The following is a 25,044-nucleotide window of genomic DNA, read 5'->3' as shown; positions in this document are numbered from 1 at the left end:
CCGCGCGACCGCACGCGTGTCCTCGGCCGACGAACTCAGCCGACGATGCGCCCATGCCGCTCGGCCACGTTCTCCAGGCGCGCGCTGAAGCGGTCGCCCGGACGCAGCGCGGCCACGCCGGCCGGCGTGCCCATGAACACCAGGTCGCCGGCGCGCAACGCGAACAGCTTGGACAGCTCGTGCAGGATCTCCGGCACGTTCCAGATCATCTGCTCCAGCAGCGACTGCTGGCGCACCTCGCCGTTGACTTCCAGCGACAGGTTCAGCGCCTCCAGCGCACCGACCTCGCCGGCCGGGATCAACTCGCTGATCGGCGCGGACGCGTCGAAGCCCTTGGCGATGTCCCACGGCAGGCCCTTGGCCTTGGCCGCGGCCTGCAGGTCGCGTCGGGTCAGGTCCAGGCCCACGCCGTAGGCCAGGATCAGCGCCTCGGCGCCTTCCACCGGCAGCACGCCGGCCGGCGCATCCTGGCCCAGCGCCACCACCAGTTCCACCTCGTGGTGCAGGTCCTGGGTCGCGGACGGGTAGGGAATGGCCTCGTCGCCGATCACCAGCGCATCGGCCGGTTTCATGAAGAAGGTCGGCTGGCCGCGCTCGGCCTTGGAGGCCGGCGCACTGGCGCCCATCTCCCGCGCATGGTCGGCGAAGTTGCGGCCCACGCAGTAGATGCGATGCACCGGAAACAGGCCCTGCCCACGCACGGGAACGCGAGGAGCCTCGGCAGCAGCGAACAGGTCTTTCATGAGCGTGCATCCAACGAGAAGGGGATGCCGCAGTCTACCGCGATGGGTTCAACCCAAATCCAACAGGCACGCGGAATCCGCTTTCGCGAATCCCCAATCCCGATTCCCCAATCCCCGCCTTACAACGGCAAGGCCGGCTTGCGCACCACCCGGTACTCGCCATCCACGACATGCCGGCGCGCGGTGGCCGGGCGCTTGCCGCGCTGGCTCAGCAGCTTCATGGCGATGCCGCCCAGGATCATCGCCGCGCCCACGAACACGCTGACAAACACCAGCCCGGCCAGGATCGCCAGGCCGAGCAGGCCCACGGCCACCTTCACCAGCGGATGGCGCGGCTTGCGCGGCGCGAAGACGTGCCGGAATTGGTCGAAATTGAAGAGGCGAGCGCGCATGGCAGAACTCTGTTTCAGTTTGAACCGAAGGCGCGCAGTATCGGCGCTGTTTTATGTGACGGAGTGAAAACTTCGTTAAGCGAAAAATTAACACTTTGCGTTCAACCGCTTGCATGTCCTCGTGAAGTGAAGTCGCGCGCCGGCGCGGGCTACGCGCGTCCGTGCCAGAATTGCGGCCCCATCGCTGTGCGTACCCGTGAGCCATGACCGAATCTTCCGCCGTGCTGGCGTCGCTGCACGCCCTCGTTTCCGGCGAACTGGCCGAGGCCGAGGCGCTGATCGGCGGCGAATCCGAGTCGCTGCTGCTGTACCGCGAGGGCGACAGCGTGCGCGCGTGGTTGAACGTGTGCCCACATGCCGGGCGCCGCCTGGACTGGGCGCCGGGCCAGTTCCTCAAGAGCCGCGAGGGCCATGTGGTGTGCGCCGCGCATGGCGCCGCGTTCGAACTGCAGGGCGGCGAGTGCGTGTCCGGCCCCTGCCGCGGCCAGGGCCTGCACGCGGTGCCGGTGGGCGTGCGCGACGGGCAGGTGGTGCTGGTTTAGCGCGCAGCGCAGGTGCTTGCGACGAGCCGCGCTACAGCGCGTGCCACCAGCCCATCGACATCAGGTTGACCATCAGCACCACCACCAGGGTGTAGACCAGCGACAGCGGGCCGCCGACGCGCCACAGTTCGCGCGGCTGGTAGTTGGCCGGGCCGGTGATCATCGAGATCACCGGATTGGACGCGGTCATCAGGTTGTTGGAGGCCGACAGCGCCACGATCAGCGCGAACGCGGTGGGATTGCCGCCGGCCGCCAGCGCCAGGTTGACCGCGATCGGCACCATCACGATGGTCGCGCCGACGTGGCTGATCACCAGCGAGAACGCGGTGGTCAGCAGGCCCAGCGCGATCTCCAGCGCCCACACCGGCATGCCCTCGGGCAGCCGCGCGATGGTGTGGCCGGCGACCCAGGCCGCCGCGCCGCTGCTGTCCATCGCCCAGCCCAGCGGGATCAGCCCGGCCATCAGGAACACGGTCTTCCAGTTGATCGCCGCGTAGGCCTCGTCCATGCGCAGCACGCCGGTCAGCAGCATGCCGGCCACGCCGGTCATCAGGGTCAGCGCCACCGGCAGCCTGGAGGTCAGCGCGATCAGGATGGTCAGCGCGAAGATCGTCATCGCGATCTTGAACTTGTGCGGGCGGTGCTCGCCCTTGGGGTAGTCGGTGACCACCACGAAATCGCGGCTTTCCGAGGCCTGGGCCAGGTCCTGCCAGATGCTGTGGAACACCAGCATGTCGCCGGCGCGCAGCGGCACCTTGCGCACGTCCTCGCGGATCACCTGCTTGTCGCGGTTGATCGCCAGCAGGCTGATCCCGGCCTGCTTGCGCAGGCGCAGCTCGGCCGCGCTCTTGCCGATGAAGCGCGAGGTCGGCGGGATCACCGCCTCGGAGATGCCGGCGCGGCTGGGGTTGAACAGGTCGCCGAGGTTGCGCAGGCGCGAGGACAGGCGCAGGAACTGGTTCTGCGCGAAATCGGCGACCTGCTGGCGCGCGCCCATCACCCCGAGCACGCTGCCGACCCAGATGCGCATGTCCGCCGGTGGCGCCAGGCGGGTGTCGTTGCCGGTCTTCAGCGCCAGCAGCAGCGGCGCGTTGTGCACGGTCTCGGCCTCGCCCAGGGTCATGCCGACCAGCGGGCTGTCGGCGCTGACGATCAGCTCGAACACGTCGCCTTCGATGCCGTAGGTGCGGGCGAAATAGCTCTCGGTGCGCGCCGGGGTGACGCCGTCGTTGATCAGCCGCTCCTCTTCGGCCAGCGCCTTGTCGCCGCGCACGCGGAAATAGATCAGCGACGCCGCCAGCAGCGCCACGCCGATCGGCAGCGGCGCGAACATGCGCAGCGGCTCGATGGTGGCCATGCCCGAGGGCAGGTTGTTGTTGGCCGACTGCAGCAGGTCGTTGAGCAGGATCAGCGGCGAGTTGCCGACCATGGTCAGCGCACCGCCCATCACGATGGCCGCGGCGATCGGCAGCAGCAGCCGCTGCAGGGTCAGCCCGGTGCGCCCGGCCAGGCGCGAGGCCACCGGCAGGTACAGCGCCATCACCGAGGGGTTCTGCATGAACGAGGAATTGAGCCCGGCGATGGCGGTGGTCAGCAGCATCAGCCGTTCCTCGACCCCGCGCGCCCGGCGCAGCAGCCAGGACGCCAGCCGGTTCAGCGCGCCGGTGCGCTCCAGCCCGGCGCCGAGGATGGTGGTGGCGATGATGCTCATCACCGCGTTACCGGAGAAGCCGCTGAACAGCTCCTCCGGCGCGATCAGCCCGGTCACCCCGAGCACCACCAGCACCACCAGCGCCACCACGTCGGCGCGGATCCGCTCGAACACGAACATCGCCATGGTGAAGCCGACCAGCCCGAGCACGAGCTTCATATCGGTGGTCAGCGTCAGCGCGGTATCCATTGGGGGCCGGGATTGGGGATTCGGGATTGGGGATTAGCCGACGGCGTCTAGCGGAGCCGTCCGCGGCGGTGGCGCATGGCGGACGCATCCCGTCCGGATGGTGGCAGATTGGTTGTCCAATCCCTAATCCCCACTCCCCAATCCCGGCTTGTCATACAACAAATCCCACACCCCATGCCCCAGATTCTGGCCGCGGGTCTCGAAGTGGGTCTGCGGGCGCCAGTCCGGGCGCGGGACGTGGCCGCGCGGGCCGGCGCGGTTGACCAGGCCGGGGGTGGCGTCGAGCACGTCCCACATCTGTTCGGCGTAGTCGGCCCAGTCGGTGGCGCAGTGCAGGCGGCCGCCGGCGCGCAGCTTGCGCACCAGCAGCGCGGCGAACGCCGGCTGCAGCAGGCGCCGCTTGTTGTGACGCTTCTTGTGCCAGGGGTCGGGGAAGTAGATGCGCACCTCGTCCAGGCTGCCGTCGGCGATCTCGTGCTGCAGCACCTCCACCGCATCGTGGTGGTACAGGCGCACGTGGTCGGCGCCGTCCTCGGCCAGGGCGTTGAGCAGGCGGCCGACGCCCGGCGCATGCACCTCGATGCCGATGTAGTCGCGGCTGGGGTCGTGCTGCGCGGCGTGGCGCAAGGCCGCGCCGTTGCCGAAGCCGATCTCCAGCACCTTGGGCGCGCTGCGGCCGAAGGTGGCGTCCAGGTCGCGCGGCTGGCCGCGGTAGTCCAGGCCGAAGCGCGGCCACAGCGCGTCGAACGCGCGCTGCTGGGCCGGGGTGAAGCGGCCCTGGCGCAGCACGAAGCTGCGCACCTGGCGATGGCCTTCCTCGACGGTGAAGGGTTTCGGCGGGGTCTTGGCGCCGGCGCTGGAGAACGGATCGGTCATGCCTGCGGCCTCACCCGATCAGCCCGTCGACCGGCGAGGAGGCGCTGGCGTAGCGCTTGCGCGGGATGCGCCCGGCCAGGAACGCCTCGCGGCCGGCCTCCACCGCCTTGCGCATGGCGCCGGCCATCAGCACGGGGTTGCGCGCGCCGGCGATGGCGGTATTCATCAGCACGCCGTCGCAGCCCAGTTCCATCGCGATCGCCGCGTCCGAGGCGGTGCCGACGCCGGCGTCGACGATGATCGGCACCTTGGCGTTGTCGATGATCTCCAGCAGGTTGTAGCGGTTCTGGATGCCCAGGCCGGAGCCGATCGGCGCGGCCAGCGGCATCACCGCCACACAACCGATCTCTTCCAGGCGCTTGGCCAGGATCGGGTCGTCGCTGGTATAGACCATCACCTCGAAGCCATCGGCCACCAGGATTTCCGCGGCCTTGAGGGTCTGCACCACGTCCGGGAACAGGGTGCGCTGGTCGCCCAGCACTTCCAGCTTGGTCAGGTTGTGGCCGTCGAGCAGTTCGCGCGCCAGCCGGCAGGTGCGCACCGCGTCCTCGGCGGTGTAGCAGCCGGCGGTGTTGGGCAGGATGGTGTACTGCTCCGGCGGCAGCACGTCGAGCAGGTTGGGCTCGCCCGGGTTCTGGCCGATGTTGCTGCGGCGGATCGCCACGGTGACGATCTGCGCGGCGGCGGCCTCGGTGGCCAGACGGGTCTGTTCCAGATCGGCGAACTTGCCGGTGCCGGTGAGCAGGCGCGAACGGTAGGGTTTGCCGGCGATCACCAGCGCATCGTGGGGGGCGGGAGCGTTCATCGGCGGATTATCGCCCATCGCACCGGCCCTGCCGAGTCCGCGCCGCGGCGCGCAGCCGCCCGATTCAGCCCCCGCCGAGCGCGTGCACGATCTCGACCCGGTCGCCGGCGTGCAGTTCGTGCGTGGCGTGCGCGCCGCGCGGCACGATCTCGCCGTTGACCTCGACCGCGACCCGACGCTGCCCCAACCCTTCGGCCTGCAGCAGCGCGGCCACCGTGGTGGCCGGCGCCAGCGTGCATTGTCTGCCGTTCAATTCGATGTTCATGCCATCATTGTGCAATGCGTGCCATTGGCGCGCGAGTCGTGTCATTTGCGGCAGTGCAACGTGAGCGTGTCCGGCAGAGGTGGAATGATGTCGGCCATGCGGCAACGTATGGTGCGGCCGCACCCCAGTTTCGCTCCACTTCGTGTTCCATTTTTGCCCGGGAGGGCTTCCATGACGTCGTCTATCCGTCCGCTCCGCTCGCTGCTCGCCGCCGCGATCGTGCTCGCCGCCGCGCCTGCGTTCGCGCAGTCCACCACATACAGCCGCACCGTGTTCTTCGGCGACAGCCTGACCGACGCCGGCTACTACCGTCCGCTGCTGCCGGCCTCGGTGCGTGCGGTGACCGGCCAGTTCACCACCAACCCGGATTTCGTGTGGGCGCAGTACGTGGCCGAGTACTACGGCACCAACGCTGCCGCCAACGGCAATGGCCAGATCGGCGACGACTATGCCGCCGGCAATGCCCGCGTCGGCGTGGCCAACCCGAGCGCGCTGGGCGTGGCGCCGTCGCTGGCGACGCAGGCCAGCAACTACCTGGCCGCCAACGGCGGCAAGGCCGATCCGAATGCGCTGTATTCGGTGTGGGGCGGTGCCAACGACCTGTTCGCCATCGCCGGCGGAGCGCCGGTGCAGACCACCATCGGCAACGCCGTGACCGCCGAAGTCGGCATCGTCGCCAGCCTGCAGAACGCCGGCGCGCGCTACGTCATGGTCAACAACCTGCCCGACGTCGGCATCACCCCGCGCTTCCGCGCCGGCGGCGCCGCGGCGATGGCGCAGGGCACCGCCCTGGCCACCGCGTACAACACCGCCCTGTTCTCCGGCCTCAAGAGCGCCGGGCTGCGGGTGATCCCGGTCGACACCTTCCACCTGCTGCAGGAAGTGGTGGCCAACCCGGGCACCTACGGCTTCACCAACGTCACCGGCACCGCCTGCCAGCCGCAGATCACCGCGCAGTCGCTGACCTGCAACCCAACCAGCTACGTCAGCGCCGATGCCGCCGATACCTATGTGTTCGCCGATGGCGTGCACCCGACCGGCCGCACCCACGAACTGCTGGCGCAGTACGCGCTGTCGATCCTGGAAGGCCCGCGCACCCAGCAGATCCTGACCCACTCGGCGCAGATGGTCGGCCGCTCGCGCGCCGACCAGGTTGCCTGGCACGTCGACGGCCGCCCGGAAGCGGATGGCGTGCGCTGGTGGGGCAACCTGCGCGGCGACATGCAGCGCTACCAGCACGGCGACCTGTACGACGGTCTGGCCCCGGCCGGCCTGTTCGGCGTGGACTGGTCGCGTGGCGAGTGGGTGTTCGGCGGCTTCGGCGGCTTCGGTCGCACCGATGCCGACTTCGGCAACCGCGGCGGCGACTACACCCAGGACGACAGCACCCTCGGCGGCTTCGCCGGCTGGTACGGCGAGCATGCCTGGGTCAACGCCCAGGTCAGCTACACCTGGCTGAGCTACGACGTCACCCGCAAGGTCAACCTCGGCCCGGCCACCATCGAGCACAAGGGCTCGCCGGACGGCAGCAACCTGACCGCGGCGCTGCAGGGCGGTTACGAGTTCGGCGAAAGCAGCTTCAGGCACGGCCCGGTGGCCGCGGCGATCTGGCAGAAGGTCAAGCTCGACGGCTACGCCGAGAGCAACCCGAACTCCAGCGCGCTGGGCTACAGCGACCGCGACGTCGAGTCGATGGTCGGCCGCATCGGCTGGAAGGCCAGCATCGACGCCGGCATGGTGAAGCCGTACCTGCAGGCCACCTACGACCACGAGTTCAAGAAGAACCAGGAAGCCACCGCGTACCTGCAGACCATGTCCGACCTGGGCGAGTACGCGGTGCCGGGCATCAACTTCGACCGCAACTACGCCTCGGTGGTGCTGGGCGCGCGGACCAAGATGTGGGGCCTGGAGAGCAACGTCGGCATCGCCGCCACCACCGGCCAGTCGCGTGCGCACGACACCTCGCTGTTCGTGAACTTCGGCGGCAGCTTCTAAGCAACGCCGAGTTCGCCGCCTTGCCCGGCTGCGCGCCAGGCAGGGTAGGGCGAGCGACGTACCGTGCAAGGGCAGCCATGCCTGTTGTGGGAGGGGCTTCAGCCCCGACGGTTCGAAGTTCGAGCCGCCGGGACTGAAGCCCCTTTCGCATTTGCCGTGCCATCATCGCCGGCCGCTTAGGGAACACGGCGCGCTGCAGCCGCATCGCCCCGATTTCTTGCGCAACCCCCGGCCCAGCGCATAGACTGCACCGGCAACGCGGGCGTAGCTCAATGGTAGAGCTGTAGCTTCCCAAGCTACTGACGTGGGTTCGATTCCCATCGCCCGCTCCAGATCGTGTGCTGCTTGCATCCAGTCATCTGGACAGGGACATGAGAACAAAAGGGGATTGAGCGCCCTCTGTCCCAGCGCCGCTGTGGGAAGCTGCGACCCACGCGGGCGAGGCCATACTCGATGCCATCGTTTACGGATACGCGCGGCACCGAACTGTTGTTGGCGGCGAGCGGGTTTCATGACCCATCCATTTCGGCCGCAACCAGGTGCTGGATCACGACATTCTAAAATGTCGCCGCCAGGCGAACCGGGCGGTGCGTTGCTGTTCGGCGTCCGCCATGTTGGCACCTCTTCGCTCTGCATAGCCGGGCCGGTCTGTTCATTCACAACGTTGGACCGAACGGCTGCCGTGCCGGTCGTGCTAAGAGGCCGGCGATGCGATTGTTTGCAGTCCGACCGTGCAGATGAAAGCAGGCGGTCTTGCTGGCCTCGTGGTTACCCGGCATCAGCGATCCGCTGCGGTAGTGCGTGCCAGAGCCAGAGCAGAATAGGTCAAGCCAGCGCGGCGATCAGCTTCGGAACCTCGTCGGCCGGCACAGGCCGGGAGATGTGATAACCCTGGCTGTAGGTGCAGCCGAGATCCGTCAGGATTTGCAGCTGTGCCGCATGTTCCACGCCCTCGGCCACGCAGGCGATGCCGAGATTGTCGCAGAGCGAAACGATGCCGGAGACGATATTGCGGCTTGCCACGTTCTCGCACAGGTCGGTGATGAAGCGCCTGTCGATTTTCACCTTGTCCAGCGGGAGCTGGTGCAGGTGGCTCATGCTGGAAAAGCCGGTGCCGAAATCGTCGAGTGCGATCTCGATGCCGGACCGCCGCGCAAGATCCAACTGACGCCGCGATCCTGCGAAATCGGAGAGGATGGCGGTTTCCGTGATCTCGAAGATCAGGCGGCTTGGCGAGATCGAAGACCCCCCAATCAGGCAGAGAATCTCCTCCATGAAAGCGCGGTCCGCCACATCTGTGGCCGAGATGTTGATGGAGACCTTCATCTCCTGCGGCCAGTGCTGCATGTTGACCAACGTGCACGCCAGGATCTGTTTGGTCACGGTCTGAATGAGTCCAAGCTTCTCCGCCAGTCTGATGAAGATGTCGGGCGGCACAGCGCCCAGTTGCGGGTCGGTCCAGCGGCAGAGGCATTCGAAGGCGATGATGTCGCCTGTGGCGGAGCGGGTGATCGGTTGGTAGACGGGAAACAGCCGGCCCAGCGAAATGGCGTGCCGCAGGGCCTGCTCCAAAGACGCTTCCGAGGCGCGAAGCCGTTCCAGATCCTCATTGAAAACGGTGCATCTGCTGCTTCCCTCGCCATCGCCGTGGCGAAGGGCGTATTCGGCAAGCTCGAAGACCGTCTCGACATCACGGGAATTTTGGGGATAACAGGCAAAGCCCACCGAACAGCCGATGGTCGCGCGGATATCCCTGGCTGCAACGGGCTGTTCGAATGCAGCCTTGAGACGTGTGCCGATCTGCAGCAGCGCCTTCGGGACGATCGGATCGAAGATCAGGACGGCAAATTCATCGCCTCCGATGCGGCAGACGGTGGAATTGGCCGGAACCGCACTTTCGATCCGCTTGACCGCCTCCTTCAACACGATATCGCCGATCTGATGACCGTGATGCTCGTTGATCGAGCGGAAGCCGTCTATGTCGATGATGCCGATCGCCAGGGAGGTACTGTCCGTCGCGCCATTGGCGGTACGCAAGCGGCACTGCTGGATGAAATACCGCCTGTTGGGCAGCCCGGTCAGCTCATCGACGCTGGCCAGCCGGATGTTTTCGGCCGCGAGGAACTCGGCCTCGACCCGCGTCGCGATCAGCTTCTTGAAATCGTGCTGGTAGCTGAACATCGAGACGACCATCGTGCAGGCCATGATCAGCGCCAGGAATCCCGCCGCCGTCGCGCCGGGCAGGCCCAATTCGACGAACATCCAGGTGCATGGGAGCGTCGTCAGGCAGATGACGATCAGCGACATCACGCGGATGTGCATGGTGCAGACGAAACAGCAGATGCCTACGCCGAAGATGCTGAATGCCAGATACAGCCGCATGCCCTGATCTGACGCGAGGTAGATCAGGATGTCGTTGACGATGCTGATGAAGCCGCCGACAACGCAGATCATCATGCTGTACATCATCCGGCGCATGGCCCCATCGCGGTCGATCTCGTCTTCCCCGTGCCTGACCCACCAGATTGCGGTGACCAGGGCGATCAGGCAGATGCCGATTTCGATCGCTCCTGACGCTGAGACCGGGTCCAGATCGTCCAGCATGAAGAACTCGATCAAGCTCGATCCGACCAGGCAAGCCAGCAGCATCGGCATTTTCGCGGCAAAAGAGCGGTATTGCGCGATGCGGAAGTGATGGTCTTGCGCAGACGTCATGGAGGCACCCGAGTGCCAGTCTAGGAAAGACATTTTAGCCGTGCGCTACGCTGGTCAATGGCGACGCATGCACCTTTGCGTGATATCCCGATCGTGCCTGCTTGGGAGACGTTGCATTCGGCATCGGGAGGACGGCGCGTGCGAGATGGGCAGATTTCATGGGGCGGTGAGCGTCCTCTTGCAGCACAGGGCGATGCGGTGTGAAGGAGTATGCGATCTTGCGATGCTCCTGATGGAGCGTCCAATCGAACGGCGGCTTTTGCTGCGGTCGGCCTGGCTCCGATATGCGCGCTTGATGATGGTGCTCGATCCGCGCCCATCGCGCGTCCGGCAGTGTTCATTTGCTCATAGATCGGCCGCCTTCGCCCAATCTTGAATCGGTAGCAGGATATCTGCGCGCACGGCACTGCCGACGGCAGCCATTGCCTGGCCGGCGCGGCGTGGGTGACGCAAGCACTTCCGGGCATCCATCTCCTTGTTCAAATAGCTCGGCGGTTCCGCGCGGCGACGAGTGCCTGTCAAACCCGCTTCATCCGCGGCGTCTACGCTGAGCGGTCAGTGAGCGCAAGCTCGTCGCCGGTCTCTCCCCGTGGTCGATCACAGCCGTCGCCGTTTTCTCGCCCGCACGTCCGTGGCCCTCGGGGCCGGTGCGGCCATGCCGCTGCTGCCGGGCGTCATCCGCAGCGCGTTGGCGGTGCCGCCGGCGCGGGTCACCGGCACGCTGCAGGACGTGCAGCACGTGGTGATCCTGATGCAGGAGAACCGCTCCTTCGATCATTACTTCGGCTGCCTGCGCGGCGTACGCGGTTATGGCGATCCGCGGCCGCTGCGGTTGCCCGGCGGCAAGCCGGTCTGGTACCAGCCCGAGCGCAAGGGCGGCGATCGCTATGTGCTGCCGTTCCGGCTCAACAGCCAGACCAGCAGCGCGCAGTGGATGAAGGATCTCAACCACGACTGGAAGGGCTCGCACGAGACATGGAAGCATCATGACGCCTGGATCGCGCAGAAGAGCGCGATGAGCATGGGCCACTTCCAGCGCGAGGATCTGCCGTTCTACTACGCGCTGGCCGACGCCTTCACCCTCTGCGATGGCTACCACGCCTCGCTGTTCGGCCCGACCAATCCCAACCGCATGTACATGTTCACCGGCACCAGCGGCCTGAGCGTCGGCAACGATGGCGAGCAGGCGGTGAACAACCGCGACGACGGCAACTGGACCGCGGACATGGCGCGAGACAATCCGCGCTTTCCCGGCTACACCTGGAGCACCTATTCCGAGCGCCTGCAGGCCGCCGGCATCAGTTGGCAGGTGTATCAGGAGTTCGACAACTACGGCGACAACAGCCATCCGTACTTCGCCAACTTTCGCAAGCTGGACCGCGCCTCGCCGTTGTACCGCCGCGGCCGTGCGATCGTGCCCGGTTCCACCGCCGACAACGCCAAGGCCTCGCGGGGCGAGCACCTGGTCGCGGCGTTCGCACGCGACGTGCGCGCTGGCACGCTGCCGCAGGTGTCGTGGATCGTCGCGCCATACCTGCTCAGCGAGCATCCCGAGGCCACGCCGGCCTACGGCGAATCCTTGAGCGCGCGCTTGCTGGACGTGCTGGCGGCCTCGCCGGAGGTCTGGTCGAAGACCGTGTTCCTGATCAACTACGACGAGAACGACGGCTTCTTCGACCACGTGCCGCCGGCGTTGCCGGCGATCCGGCCGGAACTGGGCGCCAGCAACGTGGACCTGCATGGCGAGGACTATCACGGCGTGCCGGTCGGCCTGGGGCCGCGGGTGCCGATGCTGGTGGTATCGCCGTGGAGCCGCGGTGGCTGGGTGAACTCGCAGGTGTTCGACCACACTTCGGTACTGCGCTTCCTCGAACGCCGTTTCGGCGTGATGGAGCCGAACATCAATCCCTGGCGCCGCGCCGTCGCCGGCGATCTGACCTCCACGCTGGATTTCGTCGGCCACGATCCGGCGCCGGTGGCGTTGCCGGACACCCGCGACTACATCGCCCGCATCGACGCCACCGCGACGCTACCGCCGCCGCAGCGTCCCGCGCAGCAGGCGCTGCCGATGCAGGAACCCGGCCAACGCCCGGCGCGCGCGTTGCCTTACGACTTCGACGTGCGGCTGCAGGTGCAGGCGGATGCGCGGGTGCTGTGCATGCGCAACCGCGGCGACGCTGGCGTGGCGCTCAATGCCTACGCCGACGATGGCATGGCCGGGCCGTGGTTCTACACGCTCGCCGCCGGCAGCGAGCTGCAGGATGCGCGCGCGTGGCGCGGCGATGCCGCCGATACCGGCTACGCGTTGCGCGTGCACGGGCCCAATGGGTTCCTGCGCGAGTTCCATGGCGACGGGATCGGCGATGCCGGGCTGCAGGCGGAGGCCGACTACGATGCCGCTGCGCAGTGCCTGCTGCTGACGCTCGGCAATGCCGGCATGCAGCCGTGCACGCTGCGCGTGCGCGACGGGTATCGCGGCGATGGCGCTGAGCAGACGCTCACGCTGGCCGCCGGCGATCGCACCGTGCTGCGTCTGCCGTTGCAGGCGCAGCACCACTGGTACGACCTGGCCATCGACAGCGCCGCGTTTCCGCAATGGCGGCGGCGCCTGGCCGGGCATATCGAAACCGGCCGTCCGAGCATGAGCGACCCGGCGATCGGCCGCGCGGTCGACGCGTAGCACGCGCGGCGTTCCAGCACGGGCGCGCGATTTCTAGCTGTATCCGGTCGCGGCTGAAGCCGCTCCTACGGGCCATGCGGCTGTCGTAGGAGCGGCTTCAGCCGCGACGGCTCCGAACGCATGCGATCCGCAACGCCGGTCCATCCTGCTTGACCGCCTATCGCACGACACATGGTTGCCTGGCCCCAAAACGCAAACGCCGCCGCTGCATGAGCAGCGGCGGCGCGTGATGCCTTCCCTGGCAGTGTCGCGTCGGCTCAGAACTTGCCGCTGAAGGTGACGAAGAACTGGCGCGGCGCGCCGGCCATCAGCGTCTGGTTGTAGCCGTTGGGGTCGGAGACGACATAGCCGTTGGTGCCGACGGTGGCGAAGTAGCGCTTGTCGAACAGGTTGGTGACGTTCGCGCTCAGGCCCAGGTTCTGGAACATGCCGACCTGGCCGAAGTCGTAGCCGGCGCTCAGGTCGAAGCGCCAGTAGCTGGGTACCGACGAATCGTTGAGGTAGCTGATGTAGCGGCGGCCGGTGTACTTGCCGTCCAGCGAGGCGTGCCAGCCGGCGTTCTCGTAGGCCAGGCTGCTGGAGAACATCCACTCGGGGATGCCGACCACGCGCTTGCCGGAGGTCGCTACCACGCCGCCGTTGAGGTAGTCGTCCTGGTAGGTCGAGTCGTCGTAGGACAGCGAGTTCAGCCAGCGCAGCTGTTCGATCGGACGCCAGATCACCGCCAGGTCGGCACCCTGGCTACGCACCGAACCGACGTTGTTGAGCGTGGCCGAGCAGGTCTGGATCGCGCTGCACGGCGAGGTCACCAGCAGGCGGTCGTCGAAGGTGGTGTGGTACAGCGCCAGCGACGCTTCCACGCCGGCGCCGCGCACGCGGTAACCCAGTTCGTAGGTCTGCGCGGTCTCCGGCTCCAGCGAGCCCTTGATCGCGTTGAACGCGGTCTGCGATTCCTGGAACGGGGTGAAGCCGAAGCCGGCCATGTTCTTGTTGTAGGAGGCGTAGACCTCCTGGTGCTCGTCGATCTTGAAGTTCACGCCCACCTGCGGCAGCAAGTCCGAGTCGGCCTTGATCTCGCCGGCGGCGTTGGACGCGGACGGCACCTGCGACTGCGCGGTGGTGTCGACGATCAGCTTCTTGGCGCCGAAGTTCAGGGTCAGACGCTCGTCCATCAGGCGCAGCGTGTCCTGCGCGTAGACCATGGTGGTGTCGGTGTCGTAGTGCTGGGCGAAGCCGCGCGCGAACAGGGTGCCGTTCTTGTTGAAGTAGTACAGATCGGTGAACGGGCCATCGAGCCGGAAGTAGTTGCGCTCCTGCACGGTCTTGGCGTTCTGGTACCAGCCGCCGACCTCGATCTCGTTGCCGGCCACGGTGAAGTTCAGCGAGCCGGTGACGCCATGGCGGTTGAGGCGGTAGTCGGTGGTGCGCATCGACAGCGGCACGCTGGCCGAGGACGCGACGTACGGCGTGGTCCACTGCCCTTCGCCGTTGTTGTCGTGGTAGTAGCCGGTCAGGTTCAGCGTGGCGCTGCCGCCGAGGTTGAACGTGCCGCTGAGCGCGGCCAGGTTGTCGCGGCGCAGGCCGGCGCCGGAGTAGTAGGACGCGTCGGCCTTGTCGTAGTCGGCCGGCAGGCCGTTGAGGCTGGCCGGGTAGCTGCCCTTGCCGTTGAGCGCGTTGGCGATCTGCACCGCGCTGTTCCAGTCCGGCATCAGGTAGTCCCAATCCCAGCCGAGGACCCGCTGCGAGGTCAGCGACAGGTCCATGATGTCGTATTCCTTGCGGTGCGAGCTGTCCAGGTACAGGCTGACCCGGTTGCCGTCGCCCCACTGGTACAGCGCCTTGGCATTGGCCTGGTTGTACTCGTTGTTGCCGTAGCCCTTCCACTTGTCCATTTCGCCGTGCACCAGCGAGGTGTACAGCGAGAAGCCGTGGATGTCGCCGGTGTCGCCGCGCAGGTAGGTGCGGCGGGTGCTGTCCGAGCCGAGGGTCTGGCTGAAGCGGAAGCCGGCGTCGGCATCCGGATCGGCCGAGTAGTAGCGCACGGTGCCGCCGAGGTTGCTGCTCGACGGCGTGCCCAGGCCGCCGGCGCCCTGCGCCAGTTCCACCGAGGCCACGTTCTCGGAAATGATCGCGCGGGTCACCTGCAGGCCGTCGGTGACGCCGTAGCTCATGTTGCCCAGCGGCACGCCGTCCAGGGTGAAGCCGAGGCGGCTCTGGTCGAAGCCGTGCAGGCTGATCGCGGTGGACCATTCGTAGGCGCCGAACGGGTCGGCCGACTGGAACTGCACGCCGGGCAGCTTGTCCAGGACCTTCAGCGCGCTGGTGCCGGGGGCGGCGATTCCGATGTCCTCACGGGTGATGCGCTGCACCTGGCGGGTGGTGCCGCTGGACACGACGGTGATCGCGTCGAGCATGGTGGCATCGTTGCCGCTCGCACTGGCCGCCGCATCGGCGGTTGCGGTGGCGGCGGCCGGCGCGGTCTCGGCCAGCGCGGCGAAGGCCGGCAGGGCGGACACGACGGCGAGCACCAGCGCGTGCGGGCGCAAGGATCTGGAAGTGGGGGTCATCGAAAGTCACCAATCATGAGGGGGAGACGTTCCGGTCCTGCCGCGCGGAGCGCGGGCAGCCGGCACCGGGCCGGTACGCGGCCCGCCCGCCACGATGCAACGGTTTTGTGAACGTTTCGGGGCGGTCCGATGTCGGCTGTGGGACAGCGCGCGGAACGTGGGTGATGGCGATCACCGCCGATACCGGCCTGCCGCGCGGGCGACGGCGGCGGCGACGCGCGGCATCGCAGTGCCGGTGGCGCGACGTATGATGCCGGGCCTGCCACCGCCGCCGCCTTCGATGAAGCTCGCCATCCTGTCCCGCAACACCAAGCTGTACTCGACGCGGCGCCTGGTCGAGGCCGGCCGCGAACGCGGGCATACCGTGCGCGTGCTGGACCCGCTGCGCTGCTACATGCGCATCGCCGCCGGCGCCTTCACCATGCATTACAAGGGCAAGCCGATCACCGGCTACGACGCCGTGATCCCGCGCATCGGCAACTCGGTGACCCGCTACGGCACCGCGGTGCTGCGGCAACTGGAGATGATGGGCGTCTGCACCCCCAACCCGTCCGACGCGATCCTGCGCGCGCGCGACAAGCTGCGTGCGCACCAGCTATTGGCGGCCAAGGGCATCGACATGCCGATGACCGTGTTCGGCGACAACCCGGACGACACCGGCGATCTGCTGTCCATGCTCGGCCCGCCGCCGCACGTGGTGAAGTTGAACGAGGGCACCCAGGGCACCGGGGTGATCCTGACCGAGAAGGCCAGCGCCTCGCGCGGCGTGGTCGAGGCGCTGCGCGGGCTGTACGCCAATTTCCTGGTACAGGAATTCATCGGCGAGGCCGAGGGCGCCGACCTGCGCTGCTTCGTGGTCGGCAACCAGGTGGTGGCGGCGATGCGCCGCACCGCGCCGGAGGGCGACTTCCGCTCCAACCTGCATCTGGGCGGCACCGCCGAGAAGACCGCGGCCAGCCGTGGCGAGCAGGAGGTGGCGGTACGCTCGGCCAAGGCGCTGGGCCTGGGCGTGGCCGGCGTCGACCTGATCCGCTCGCGACGCGGCCCGCTGGTCCTGGAGGTCAATTCCACGCCGGGCCTGGAAGGGATCGAGACGGTCTGCGGGCTGGATATCGCGGGCAAGGTCATCGAACACCTCGAAGTCTGCCTGAAGCGAAAGAAATCAGTGGCTTAGCCGACTCTGTGGCCACGGGTTCTGGCTTAACACCGGTTTAATTCCGCCCTGCGTAAGCTTCATCGGACCGCAGCTCTGCCCTCCTCAGCAGGAACGGTAATCGGGATAGAAAACTTTCGGCCCAGGCAGCCCTGCTGCCTGGGTCTTTTTGTTGGCGATCGCTTACCGCGCCGCGCCCCGCGTGCTGCTTGCCGCGGCGTTTGGGCGGGGGCTACATTGCCGGCTGGGTCCAGTCTGCAAGGGGAAGGGGATGAAACGCTCGATGGCCTTGGTGCTGGGCATGCTCCTGGCGAGCGCGGCGGTGGCGGCGCCCAAACGTGAGGCGCCCATGAACGTGAAGAAAGTGTTCGCACAGCAACTCAGTACAATTCGGCAGCGATCCGGCTCGAGTGAACGTGTTCAAGAAGTCCGCGGCTGTGGCTTGACGCAGACTTCGCCGAGCACGATTGGCAGAGGCTATGTCGTTTGTGATCTCTGTAGGTCGCGAGCGTAATGGTTGGAACTAGAACTGATGGCGGCGATGCGCTGTCCAAGGCAGCGATCGTCAGATGGGTTGCAAGGGCGAAACATTGCTCGATCCACCATTGAAATGCATTGCAAGGACCATGGCGGCGTGCCGCCGCGGACGACCGGGAGGCGCGGCATCGGTGCGGCGCTCCACTGACACGTAGTACGACTGACGGGGTAAATGTTGGTGCGAATTCTAGTGATCGAAGACAACAGCGACATCGCTGCCAATCTGGGCGACTACCTCGAGGATCGCGGCCACACCGTCGATTTCGCCGCCGACGGCGTCACTGGCCTGCACCTGGCGGTGGTGCACGAGTTCGATGCGATCGTGCTCGATCTCAACCTGCCGGGCATGGACGGCATCGAGGTGTGTCGCAAGTTGCGCAACGAAGCGCGCAAGCAGACCCCGGTGCTGATGCTCACCGCGCGCGATTCGCTGGACAACAAGCTCGCCGGCTTCGATTCCGGCGCCGACGACTACCTGATCAAGCCGTTCGCGCTGCAGGAAGTGGAAGTGCGGCTCAACGCGCTGTCGCGCCGCGGCAAGGGCGTGCACACCCGGGTGCTGGAGACCGGCGACCTGGAATACAACCTGGACACGCTGGAGGTGCGCCGCCAGGGCAAGCTGCTGCAGCTCAATCCCACCGCGCTGAAGATCCTGCAGGCGCTGATGGAAGCCGCCCCGGCGGTGGTGACCCGGCAGGAACTGGAGACCCGCGTGTGGGGCGAGGAATTGCCCGACTCCGATTCCCTGCGCGTGCACATCCACGGCCTGCGCGCGGTGGTGGACAAGCCGTTCGACGTGCCGATGATCCAGACCCGCCACGGCATCGGCTACCGCATCGCCGCGCCCGATGCCTGAAACGCCGGCGTTGCCGCGGGTCGTGCGGCGGCGCGGGCGCTACCGCCGCCGCCTCCGCAGCCGCATCATCCTCTCGTTCGTGCTGTTGGGCTTCGGCCTGACCGCGCTGTTCGCGTTCGCCACCAACTGGGCGCGCGCGCGCGTGGAGAACCAGCTGGTCGAGGTGGTGCTGAACCGCAACATCGACGAATACTCGCACCGGTTCTTCTCCGATCCGTCGAAGAATCCGGATCTGCCGGTGCAGCAGATGGTCGGGCGGGTGGTGAAGAGCGACCGCTTTGAAGCGCTGCGACGTGAGCAGCCGGAGTGGTACAACTTCTCTGACGGCATCCACAACGTGTCCGGTCGCGACGAAACCGGCAAACCGTTCTCCTACAAGGTGGCGGTGCGCAAGACCCCGAATGTCTGGTTCTTCCTCGCCTACGACATGACCCAGACCATGCAGGGCGAGGTGCAGCTCAAGCGCACCCTGATCCTGTCTGTGCTGGTGTTCAGCGCGTTGTCGCTGGTGATCGGCTGGTGGTCGGCGTCGCGGGTGATGCGGCCGGTGTCGGACCTGGCGGCACGCTTGCGCGCCTATCGCGGCAGCAGCGATCCCAAGCCGCTGGCGCCGCACTTTCCCGACGATGAGGTCGGCCAGCTGGCCGAGGCGCTGGACGACTACTCGGCGCGCCTGACGGAAGTGGTGCAGCGCGACCGCGAGTTCAATGCCGACGTCAGCCACGAGTTGCGCACGCCGCTGGCGGTGATCCGTGGCGCCACCGAGCTGCTGCTGACCCGGCCCAATCTCGACGACAAGGTGCTGCAGCGCCTGCAGCGCATCCAGCGTGCCGAACAGCAGTGCAGCGACCTGATCGGATCGCTGCTGCTGCTGTCGCGCAACGAGCGCGGGCAGGGCCACAGCAACGTCGCCAAGGTCGCCGAGCAGTTGATCGAGTCGCATCGCGCGCAGCTGGGCGGCAAGCCCCTGCAGTTGCTGCTGGAAGGCGAGCGCAACCTCACCATCGATGCGCCGGAAGCGGCGCTGTCGGTGGCGCTGGGCAATCTGATCGGCAACGCGGTCAAGTACACCCAGGAAGGGCAGGTCGTGGTGCGCGTCCTGAGCGATGCGGTGCAGGTGATCGATTCCGGCCCCGGCCTGAGCGAGGAGGATGCGGCCAAGCTGTTCCAGCGCGGCTATCGCGGCACCCATGCCGGCCATTCGCAGGGCGGCGGTATCGGCCTGTCGATCGTCAGCCGTCTGTGCGATCTGTACGGCTGGCAGGTCAACGTGCGCCCGGGCGCCACCAAGGGCGTCGTGGCGACGCTGTGGTTCAAGCCGGCCTGAGGCTAGCGACGAAATGTCGACCGTCGTAGGAGCGGCTTCAGCCGCGACCCAGCCTCATCGTGAGAGCCTGGTCGCGGTTGAAACTGCTCCTACGAGGACGCCTTGGCCGCCGCCAACGCACGGTACTCCCGGTCCAGTCTCTCCACCGCTTCCTGCAGTGCCGTCGTGGCACAGTCGTTGACCACCACGTCGTCGGCAATGGCCAAGCGTGCGGCGCGGGTGGCCTGCGCCGCCAGCATGCGCTGCGCCAGGTCGGCGGTGATGCCATCGCGCTGCATCAGGCGGGCGTGCTGCATTGCCTCGGGTGCGTCGATCACCAGGATCCGGTCGAGCCAGGGATAGGCGGTGCGTGCGCCGACCTCGGTGAGCAGGGGAATGGCCGCGATTGCGTACGGTCCTGCGGCTTTTCGGCACTTTTGCTGCAGCAACTGGCGGATGGCGGGATGGGTGATCGCTTCCAGGTCGCGGCGTGCCGTCGCGTCCTCGAAGATGCGCTGACGCAAGGCGGCACGATCGAGCTGCCCATCGTCCTGCAGGATCTGCGGCCCGAACCGCGCCACGATCTGCGCCAGCGCCGGATGCCCGGGGGCGACCACCGCACGTGCGGCGAGGTCGGCATCGGCGACGACGATGCCCCTGGCCTCGAAGCGGCGACTCAGTTCGCTCTTGCCGGAGGCCACGCCTCCGGTCAGGCCGACGACGAAATCAGTCAAGCCGCGGGCTCCGTCAGCGTAGTCCCGACCAGCGCATGTAGGTCTCGACGATCTCCGTGCCCCAGAAGAAGGTGATCCAGCCGGCAATCGCCAGATAGGGGCCGAACGGGATCGGCGTGGCGCGGTCTCGGCCCTTGGCCGCCAGCCACAACGAACCCAGGATCGCGCCGACCAGCGAGGAGATCAGGATGGTCGGCAGGATGCCCTTCAGGCCGCACCAGGCGCCGATCGCAGCCAGTAGCTTGAAATCGCCATGGCCCATGCCTTCCTTGCCGGTGATCTGCTTGAACAGCCACCACACCGACCACAGCGAGAAATAGCCGACCGCCGCGCCGAGCAGGGCCGGTTTGGCCGGCATGTACAGGTTGTCCATGCTGCCGATCAAGCCCAGCCACATCAGTGGCAGGGTCAACTGGTCCGGCAGCAGGCGGGTACGCAGGTCGATGCCGGACAGCGCCACCAGGAAGCAGCTGAACACGATCGCGCCGAAGCCCTGCCAGCCGAAGCCGAAGCGCCACACGCTCGCGACCACCAGCAGGCTGGTGAGCAGTTCCACCAGCGGGTACTGCGGCGAGATCGGTGCATGGCAGTAGCGGCACTTGCCGCGCAGCGCCAGCCAACTGAACAGCGGAATGTTCTCGAACCAAGCCAGCTTGTGCTTGCAGTGCGGGCAGTGCGACGGCTCCACCACGATGCCGGGCGGCGGCGGATCGTAAATGTCCGGCAGCTCCAGGATCTCGCGCGAATCGCGCTTCCACTGCCACTCCATGCGCTTGGGCATGCGCAGGATCACCACATTGAGGAAGCTGCCCACCAGCAAGCCAAGCCCGGCCGCGGCCGGAAAGCCGAGGCCGGGATGTTGATCGAGAAATGCCATTAATGCTTATCCAACGACGGAGGCCAGCTTGAAGATCGGCAGGTACATGCCGATGACCATGCCGCCGACGATGGTGCCGATGAACACCATGATCAACGGTTCCAGCAAGCTGCTCAATGCATCGACTGCGTTGTTCACTTCCTGCTCGAAATATTCGGCCACCTTGAACAGCATGGCATCCAGTGCGCCGGCCTCTTCGCCGATCGCCGTCATCTGGATCACCATGTGCGGGAACAGATTGGTCTGCTTCATCGCCATGTTGACCGGGTAGCCCACCGCTACGTCGTCGCGCATGCGCAGCACCGACTTTTCGTAGACGCTGTTGCCGGTGGCGCCGGCGACGATGTCCAGCGCCTCCACCAGCGGTACACCGGCGCGGAATGTGACCGCCAGGGTGCGCGAGAACCGCGCCACCGAACTGTTGTGCATGATCTGGCCGATGATCGGCACCTTCAGGATCAGCCGGTCCATGCCGTGTTGCATGGCTGGCGACCGCTTGTAGGCGAAGGTGAAGCCGACGATAGATCCGACCAGCGCAACCAGCAACAACCACCAGTAGGCCACCATGAAGCGCGAGGCTGCCACGATCATCTGGGTGAAGGCTGGGAGTTCCGCACCGAAGCCCTTGAACACGTCTTCGAACTGCGGAACCACGAAGACCAGCAGGATCGAGCTGACGATCAAGGCGACGGCCATGACCATGGCCGGGTAGAACAGGGCCTTCTTGATCTTGCCCTTCAGTGCTTCGATGTTTTCCTTGTAGGTCGCGACCGTCTCCAACACGGTCTCGAGCACACCTGCACCTTCGCCAGCCTTGACCAGATTACGGTACAACTCGTCGAACTGCACCGGGTGCTTGCTGATGGCTTCGTATAGCGACGAGCCGCCCTCGATATCGGTACGGATCTGGTCGACCATTTTTTTCATGCGCGGGTTCTTGTGCCCACTGGCGATGATTTCCAGTGAACCCACGATGGGGACGCCCGATTTCATCATCGTCGCCATCTGGCGGCTGAAGAAAGCGATGTCCTTCGTACCGATCTTGCTGCCGCTCGCCCCGAACAACGGTTTCGGCTTGGGTTTGACCACCGAGGGCGTGATGCCTTGCCGGCGTAATTCGGCGCGCAGCAAGTTGGCGCTCTTGGCGACCTGTTCCCCCTTCATTTTGACGCCGCGCTTATCCGTACCCTCCCAGACGAAGGGCACCTGCTGACTGGTGCTGCGTGCGACCGGCTCTTTCTTGACTGCGCTGCGCGTTGCGGACATCAGGTTGTCTCCCCGTCCGGCCATCCCCGGGCGGACATATCCAGCATGGTATCGGTTTCCTGGACGTCTGGCATCCGCAGCGGCCATCATCAACCGGATCGCGCCCCGGAGGTGACGCAGCACGTCACTTTCTGTCCTGTATGGGCGGATGGTCCATCCTGTCGCAAATTCCTGATTTGCCTGCAACTTGGACCTGCGGCTGAGGCATGATGCACTTCGGTAGGGGATTGGACGTGCGCGCGAAGTTGGCACGCAGTCTGCTTCACTTACCCCACGTGGCGCTCCGCCGCGGCGCTCGGGGAGTAGGATCCGCGGGCGAGTGCCCATCACTCACATTCCATCTCTAGGGGTTTGTTATGAAGAAGCAGCAGGGCTTTACCCTGATCGAACTGATGATCGTGATCGCGATCATCGCCATCCTGGCGGCCATCGCGCTGCCGATGTACCGTGACTACGTCGCGAAGTCGCAGCTTGCCGCCGCGCTCGCCGAAGTGAGCCCGGCCAAGACTATGCTGGAATCCAAGCTGCAGGAAGACAGCAACTACGCTCCTACTTCCGCAGCAGACGTCGGTTTGCAGAACTCTTCGCCGCGCTGCGGTGGTTTCACCGCGACTTCCAGTACTCTTGCTTGCACTGGCATTAAGGGCAACGACATCGTCGCCAACGCGACCTTGACGCTGACCCGCTCCGCTACCGGTGTCTGGACCTGTGCGATCACTGGCGGTGCGGTGCTTGCCAAGCACAAGCCGAGCAACTGCACCTAAGAGATTGCTCGCGGTTTCAAAAAGAAAAGGCCCTATCGGGCCTTTTCTTTTTTGCCCCCCTCGGCTGGGGGGCGGCGGTATAGTGGCGGTCAGGTCGGATTGAAGTCGGTCTCGGCTTTGACCACGATCGTTTCAGCCGCGCTGACGAAGTTCGAACGGCCTGTCTGAATATTCGATTTGAAATTTCCGAGCAGGTATTCATGAACGCAATGACGAGCAACCTAGTCGGCATCACCGGTATCGCCCGTCGCCTCGTCCAGGACGGGGCGCTGGAGGAAGCCGCGGCGCGGACCGCCATGGCCCAGGCGGCCGAGGCGAAGGTGCCGCTGCCGCAGTGGTTTTCCGAGAAGAAGCTGGTCACTGCCGCACAGCTGGCCGCCGCGAATGCGGTTGAGTTCGGCATGCCGTTGATGGATGTCTCGGTTTTCGACGCCAGCCAGAACGCGATGAAGCTGGTCAGCGAGGAGCTGCTGCAGAAGTATCAGGTGCTGCCCTTGTTCAAGCGCGGCACCCGCCTGTTCGTCGGCATCAGCAACCCCACCCAGACCCGGGCGCTGGACGACATCAAGTTCCACACCAATCTGACGGTGGAGCCGATCCTGGTCGACGAGGACCAGATCCGCCGGACCCTGGAGCAGTGGCAGGCCAGCAACGATTCCCTCGGCAGCGCGCTGGGCGACGACGAGGGCATGGACAACCTCGATGTCGGCGGCGGCGACGAGGACATGGGCGGCGGTGGCGACACCGGTATCGACGCCAAGGGCGAGGACACCCCGGTCGTCAAGTTCGTGAACAAGGTGCTGGTCGATGCGATCCGCCGTGGCGCGTCCGACATCCACTTCGAGCCCTACGAGGACGACTATCGGGTGCGCCTGCGCATCGACGGTCTGCTCAAGAGCGTGGCCAAGGCCCCGGTCAAGCTGAACCAGCGCATCGCCGCGCGCCTGAAGGTGATGGCGCAGCTGGACATCGCCGAGAAGCGGGTCCCGCAGGACGGCCGCATCAAGCTCAACCTGTCCAAGAACAAGCAGATCGACTTCCGTGTCAGTACGCTGCCGACGCTGTTCGGCGAGAAGATCGTGCTGCGTATCCTCGATGGCAGCGCGGCCAAGCTGGGCATCGACAAGCTCGGCTACGAGCCGGAGCAGCAGAAGCTGTTCCTGGACGCGATCCACAAGCCGTATGGCATGGTCCTGGTCACCGGCCCTACCGGCTCGGGCAAGACGGTGTCGCTGTACACCGCGCTGGGCATCCTCAACGACGATACCCGCAACATCTCCACCGCCGAGGATCCGGTCGAAATCCGCCTGCCCGGGGTCAACCAGGTGCAGCAGAACAACAAGCGCGGCATGACCTTCGCCGCGGCGCTGCGCTCGTTCCTGCGCCAGGATCCGGACATCATCATGGTCGGCGAAATCCGCGACCTGGAGACCGCCGAAATCGCGATCAAGGCCGCGCAGACCGGCCACATGGTGCTGTCCACCCTGCACACCAACGACGCGCCGCAGACCATCGCGCGCCTGATGAACATGGGCATCGCGCCCTACAACATCACCAGTTCGGTGACCCTGGTCATCGCCCAGCGCCTGGCGCGGCGCCTGTGCAACAACTGCAAGCGTCCGGTCCAGCTGCCGGAGAAGGCCTTGCTGGCCGAAGGCTTCACCGAGGCGGAGATCGCCGCCGGCGTCCAGCTATACGAGGCGGTCGGCTGCGACGAGTGCACCGAGGGCTACAAGGGCCGCACCGGCATCTACCAGGTGATGCCGATGAACGACGAGATCGCGGCGATCGTGCTGCAGGGCGGCAACGCCATGGACATCGCCAGCGCCGCGCAGAAGATCGGGGTCAAGGACCTGCGCCAGTCGGCCCTGCTGAAGGCCCGCAACGGCATCACCAGTCTGGCCGAGATCAATCGGGTGACGAAGGATTGATGGGAGCGGGGATTGGGGAGTCGGGATTGGGGATTGGCAACAGCAGAGCAGCGGCTTGCGTCACCATACCTGCCTAGCCGCCTCACCTGCTTGAGATCCGACGGCGCGGAATCCGCTCTTTGCTCTTGCGAATCCCCAAT

The 25,044-nt window shown here is 66.3% G+C and carries 19 protein-coding genes and 1 tRNA gene; 9 read left to right on the top strand and 11 right to left on the bottom strand.

All coding sequences use genetic code 11. From position 1 onward, the window contains the following. Positions 1 to 35: 35 nt before the first annotated feature. Positions 36 to 743 (bottom strand): fumarylacetoacetate hydrolase family protein, encoded by a 708-nt coding sequence (locus AC1PLR_RS15425; RefSeq protein ID WP_481101550.1) that lies wholly within the window; start codon positions 741 to 743, stop codon positions 36 to 38. A 119-nt stretch (positions 744 to 862) separates the two neighbouring features. Beyond that, on the bottom strand, positions 863 to 1,135 hold the full coding sequence (locus tag AC1PLR_RS15420; RefSeq protein ID WP_481101549.1) for a hypothetical protein: 273 nt from the start codon (positions 1,133 to 1,135) through the stop codon (positions 863 to 865). Between the two features lie 203 nt (positions 1,136 to 1,338). Here AC1PLR_RS15420 and AC1PLR_RS15415 point away from each other — a divergent pair, with 203 nt between their 5' ends. Next, a complete protein-coding gene (locus AC1PLR_RS15415) occupies positions 1,339 to 1,677 on the top strand; it encodes a Rieske (2Fe-2S) protein (RefSeq protein WP_481101548.1) in 339 nt (112 codons plus the stop codon). A 31-nt stretch (positions 1,678 to 1,708) separates the two neighbouring features. Here AC1PLR_RS15415 and AC1PLR_RS15410 read toward each other — a convergent pair whose 3' ends face one another. The 4 genes from AC1PLR_RS15410 to thiS form a co-directional block, all read right to left on the bottom strand. Continuing rightward, on the bottom strand, positions 1,709 to 3,577 hold the full coding sequence (locus AC1PLR_RS15410; protein ID WP_010341810.1) for an SLC13 family permease: 1,869 nt from the start codon (positions 3,575 to 3,577) through the stop codon (positions 1,709 to 1,711). 123 nt (positions 3,578 to 3,700) lie between these two features. Next, entirely contained in the window at positions 3,701 to 4,453 is a 753-nt protein-coding gene (gene trmB, locus AC1PLR_RS15405) for a tRNA (guanosine(46)-N7)-methyltransferase TrmB (RefSeq protein WP_481101547.1), read from the bottom strand. Positions 4,454 to 4,463: 10 nt separating this feature from the next. Beyond that, entirely contained in the window at positions 4,464 to 5,258 is a 795-nt protein-coding gene (locus AC1PLR_RS15400) for a thiazole synthase (RefSeq protein WP_481101546.1), read from the bottom strand. Positions 5,259 to 5,322: 64 nt separating this feature from the next. Next, positions 5,323 to 5,523: a sulfur carrier protein ThiS gene (gene thiS / locus AC1PLR_RS15395; protein ID WP_010341814.1), complete on the bottom strand. Its 201-nt coding sequence runs from the start codon at positions 5,521 to 5,523 to the stop codon at positions 5,323 to 5,325. 171 nt (positions 5,524 to 5,694) lie between these two features. Here thiS and AC1PLR_RS15390 point away from each other — a divergent pair, with 171 nt between their 5' ends. Together AC1PLR_RS15390 and AC1PLR_RS15385 are read left to right on the top strand one after the other, a co-directional pair. Then, positions 5,695 to 7,518 (top strand): autotransporter outer membrane beta-barrel domain-containing protein, encoded by a 1,824-nt coding sequence (locus tag AC1PLR_RS15390; RefSeq protein ID WP_481101545.1) that lies wholly within the window; start codon positions 5,695 to 5,697, stop codon positions 7,516 to 7,518. A gap of 258 nt (positions 7,519 to 7,776) precedes the next feature. Continuing rightward, positions 7,777 to 7,850: transfer RNA gene (locus tag AC1PLR_RS15385), tRNA-Gly, on the top strand. A 493-nt stretch (positions 7,851 to 8,343) separates the two neighbouring features. Here AC1PLR_RS15385 and AC1PLR_RS15380 read toward each other — a convergent pair. Continuing rightward, complete coding sequence (locus AC1PLR_RS15380; RefSeq protein ID WP_481101544.1) at positions 8,344 to 10,233, bottom strand: putative bifunctional diguanylate cyclase/phosphodiesterase; 1,890 nt, start codon at positions 10,231 to 10,233, stop codon at positions 8,344 to 8,346. Between the two features lie 589 nt (positions 10,234 to 10,822). On the opposite strand from AC1PLR_RS15380, the gene AC1PLR_RS15375 reads away from it, so the two are divergent. Then, on the top strand, positions 10,823 to 12,913 hold the full coding sequence (locus AC1PLR_RS15375; protein ID WP_481101543.1) for a phosphocholine-specific phospholipase C: 2,091 nt from the start codon (positions 10,823 to 10,825) through the stop codon (positions 12,911 to 12,913). 257 nt (positions 12,914 to 13,170) lie between these two features. Here the strand turns inward: AC1PLR_RS15375 and AC1PLR_RS15370 are convergent, their stop codons facing one another. Beyond that, a complete protein-coding gene (locus AC1PLR_RS15370; protein ID WP_481101542.1) occupies positions 13,171 to 15,480 on the bottom strand; it encodes a TonB-dependent receptor family protein in 2,310 nt (769 codons plus the stop codon). A gap of 280 nt (positions 15,481 to 15,760) precedes the next feature. On the opposite strand from AC1PLR_RS15370, the gene rimK reads away from it, so the two are divergent. From rimK to AC1PLR_RS15355, 3 genes are all read left to right on the top strand, one after another. Next, a complete protein-coding gene (rimK, locus tag AC1PLR_RS15365) occupies positions 15,761 to 16,654 on the top strand; it encodes a 30S ribosomal protein S6--L-glutamate ligase (protein ID WP_481101541.1) in 894 nt (297 codons plus the stop codon). 694 nt (positions 16,655 to 17,348) lie between these two features. After that, positions 17,349 to 18,026: a response regulator transcription factor gene (locus AC1PLR_RS15360; RefSeq protein ID WP_010340533.1), complete on the top strand. Its 678-nt coding sequence runs from the start codon at positions 17,349 to 17,351 to the stop codon at positions 18,024 to 18,026. Further along, entirely contained in the window at positions 18,019 to 19,353 is a 1,335-nt protein-coding gene (locus AC1PLR_RS15355) for a sensor histidine kinase (RefSeq protein WP_029561762.1), read from the top strand. The genes AC1PLR_RS15360 and AC1PLR_RS15355 overlap by 8 nt, the downstream gene beginning before the upstream one ends. Before the next feature lie 89 nt (positions 19,354 to 19,442). On the opposite strand, the gene coaE is transcribed toward AC1PLR_RS15355, so the two are convergent. From coaE to AC1PLR_RS15340, 3 genes are read right to left on the bottom strand one after another with little or no spacing between them, the layout of a single operon-like run. After that, positions 19,443 to 20,066: a dephospho-CoA kinase gene (gene coaE / locus AC1PLR_RS15350; RefSeq protein WP_481101540.1), complete on the bottom strand. Its 624-nt coding sequence runs from the start codon at positions 20,064 to 20,066 to the stop codon at positions 19,443 to 19,445. Positions 20,067 to 20,079: 13 nt separating this feature from the next. Next, positions 20,080 to 20,943 (bottom strand): prepilin peptidase, encoded by an 864-nt coding sequence (locus AC1PLR_RS15345; protein ID WP_010342233.1) that lies wholly within the window; start codon positions 20,941 to 20,943, stop codon positions 20,080 to 20,082. A gap of 6 nt (positions 20,944 to 20,949) precedes the next feature. Then, the gene (locus AC1PLR_RS15340) at positions 20,950 to 22,209 is read right to left on the bottom strand and encodes a type II secretion system F family protein (protein WP_010342232.1); all 1,260 of its coding nucleotides are present in this window, start codon (positions 22,207 to 22,209) and stop codon (positions 20,950 to 20,952) included. Between the two features lie 356 nt (positions 22,210 to 22,565). Between AC1PLR_RS15340 and AC1PLR_RS15335 the strand changes: the two genes are divergently transcribed. Together AC1PLR_RS15335 and pilB are read left to right on the top strand one after the other, a co-directional pair. Continuing rightward, positions 22,566 to 22,973 carry a pilin gene (locus AC1PLR_RS15335; RefSeq protein ID WP_481101539.1) on the top strand — a complete coding sequence of 136 codons (408 nt, stop codon included), beginning with the start codon at positions 22,566 to 22,568 and terminating at the stop codon, positions 22,971 to 22,973. 200 nt (positions 22,974 to 23,173) lie between these two features. After that, on the top strand, positions 23,174 to 24,904 hold the full coding sequence (gene pilB / locus AC1PLR_RS15330) for a type IV-A pilus assembly ATPase PilB (RefSeq protein ID WP_481101538.1): 1,731 nt from the start codon (positions 23,174 to 23,176) through the stop codon (positions 24,902 to 24,904). Positions 24,905 to 25,044 lie beyond the last annotated feature (140 nt).

Source organism: Xanthomonas sp. NCPPB 3570, from assembly GCF_056725115.1.
Note: the sequence above shows the minus strand (reverse complement) of the source record. Positions and strands in the feature narration are given on the sequence as shown.